This window comes from Niastella yeongjuensis (assembly GCF_900110245.1).
GTDB classification, from domain to species: Bacteria; Bacteroidota; Bacteroidia; order Chitinophagales; family Chitinophagaceae; genus Niastella; species Niastella yeongjuensis.
Genome location: NZ_FOCZ01000031.1, coordinates 1 through 2747, shown reverse-complemented (window position 1 = coordinate 2747; position 2747 = coordinate 1). Strand labels below are relative to the sequence as shown.

The following is a 2747-nucleotide window of genomic DNA, read 5'->3' as shown; positions in this document are numbered from 1 at the left end:
GACACCAGTCAAGAGGCTTTTTACAATAAATATGGCAACTACCTACTCTCCCACATTGTTGTGTAGTACCATCGGCCATGAGGGGCTTAACTTCTCTGTTCGGAATGGGAAGAGGTGAACACCCTCGGTATAATCACCATAAGATCTTTAGTTAAGATGTTATGTCTAAACCGTAATAAGATTACATATTGGGAAGTTGTAAATGCGATCGTAATAGAACTAACAATAAATATTATTCGTATTCAAAATTGTTAAAAAAATTAAAGCGTACGGGTAATTAGTACTACTCGACTTTGATGTTACCATCTGTACATCTGTAGCCTATCAACGTCATCGTCTTTGACGACCCTTAAAAGAATACTCATCTCGTGGAAGGTTTCACGCTTAGATGCTTTCAGCGTTTATCCTGGCCGGACGTAGCTACTCTGCATTGCACCTGGCGGCACAACAGATACACCAGCGGTCCGTACGACCCGGTCCTCTCGTACTAAGGTCATGTCCACTCAATATTCTAACGCCCATCACAGATAGGGACCGAACTGTCTTGCGACGTTCTGAACCCAGTTCACGTGCCACTTTAATCGGCGAACAGCCGAACCCTTGGGACCTTCTCCAGCCCCAGGATGTGACGAACCGACATCGAGGTGCCAAACCTTTCCGTCGATATGAGCTCTTGGGAAAGATCAGCCTGTTATCCCCGGAGTACCTTTTATCCTTTGAGCGATGGCCCTTCCATGCAGAACCACCGGATCACTTTAGCCGGCTTTCGCCCCTGCTAGACTTGTCTGTCTCACAGTCAAGCTCCCTTTTACTAATGCGCTCTGCGTACGATTACCAACCGTACTGAGGGAACCTTTGCAAGCCTCCGTTACTTTTTAGGAGGCGACCACCCCAGTCAAACTACCCACCATGCACTGTTTCCCGTAAGGGATTAGACTCTAAGCAAACGAAGGTTGGTATTTCAACGACCGCTTCACGGCACCTGGCGGCACCGCTTCATAGCGTCCCAACTATTCTACACATCGGTTGCTCAAAATCAATGCAAAGTTGTAGTGAAGGTTCACGGGGTCTTTCCGTCCCGTGACGGGTAACCGGCATCTTCACCGATACTACAATTTCGCCGGGCTCGTGGAGGAGACAGTGTTCAACTCATTAGACCATTCGTGCAGGTCGGAACTTACCCGACAAGGAATTTCGCTACCTTAGGACCGTTATAGTTACGGCCGCCGTTTACTGGGGCTTCAGTCAGGAGCTTTGGCTTGCGCCGAACACCCTTCCTTAACCTTCCAGCACCGGGCAGGTATCAGGCTCTATACGTCATCTTACGATTTTGCAGGGCCCTGTGTTTTTGTTAAACAGTTGGTTGAACCATTTTACTGAGACCACCCAGAAGGTGGTTGGCTTTATCCCGAAGTTACAGCCACAATTTGCCTAGTTCCTTCTCCACGGCTCACCCGAGCACCTTAGGCTATTCGCCTCGACTACCTGTGTCGGTTTGCGGTACGGGTCGCTTTAACCTAACCTTAGAAGTTTTTCTCGGCAGCTATTAGAGCACTCAATCAGGCCGAAGCCCTCATATACTTTCACATTTCGCCAAATCTTACGGATTTACCAGTAAAACCTATAGCTACGTGCTTAAACGGGGAATTCCGTCTCCCTCGTGTGCTGTTCACTTCTGCGTCACTCCATCGAAATTAAAGCGAGTACTGGAATATTAACCAGTTTTCCATCAGCTGCCCCTTTCGGGTTTGCCTAAGGACCCGACTAACCCTGATCCGATTAACGTTGATCAGGAACCCTTAGTCTTACGGTGAAGTAGTTTTTCACTACTTTTATCGCTACTTATGCCTACATTTTCTTTTGAAACCGCTCCAGCATGCGTCGCCGCACACCTTCTATGCTGTTTCAATGCTCCCCTACCGATATACCGCCAAGCGGCAATCTTAGAGCTTCGGTTCGTAGTTTGATGCCCGATTATTTTCCGTGCAGGACCTCTCGACCAGTGAGCTGTTACGCACTCTTTAAATGAATGGCTGCTTCCAAGCCAACATCCTGGCTGTTATAGAAGTCCCACCTCGTTTGATCAACTTAACTACGTATTAGGGACCTTAGCTGCTAATCTGGGTTATTTCCCTCTCGGCCACGGATCTTAGCACCCGCAGCCTCACTCCCGGAGAAATTTGCTAGCATTCGGAGTTTGTCAGGGTTTGGTAGGCGGTGAAGCCCCCTAGCCCAATCAGTAGCTCTACCTCTAGCAAACATCTATATCCGAGGCTGTTCCTAAAAACATTTCGGGGAGAACGAGCTATCTCTCAGTTTGATTGGCCTTTCACCCCTATCCACAGGTCATCCCATAGCTTTTCAACGCTAATGAGTTCGGTCCTCCATTGTGTGTTACCACAACTTCAACCTGCCCATGGATAGATCACAAAGTTTCGCGTCTACCCCCACTGACTAAACGCCCTATTCGGACTCGCTTTCGCTACGGCTCCGTAACTTAAGTACTTAACCTCGCCAGTGAGGAGTAACTCGTAGGCTCATTATGCAAAAGGCACGCCGTCACCATTGCTGGCTCCGACCGCTTGTAGGCGCACGGTTTCAGGTACTATTTCACTCCCTTGTTTAGGGTGCTTTTCACCTTTCCCTTACGGTACTGGTTCACTATCGGTCTCTGAGGAGTATTTAGCCTTATCGGATGGTGCCGACAAATTCAGGCAGGATTCCTCCGGTCCCGCCTTACTCAGGAT

At 48.5% G+C, this 2747-nt stretch carries 2 rRNA genes; both read right to left on the bottom strand.

From position 1 onward, the window contains the following. Positions 1-29 precede the first annotated feature (29 nt). Positions 30-141 (bottom strand): 5S ribosomal RNA (gene rrf / locus BMX95_RS34305). A gap of 115 nt (positions 142-256) precedes the next feature. Then, positions 257-2747: ribosomal RNA gene (locus BMX95_RS34300) — 23S ribosomal RNA — on the bottom strand; the annotation flags it as partial.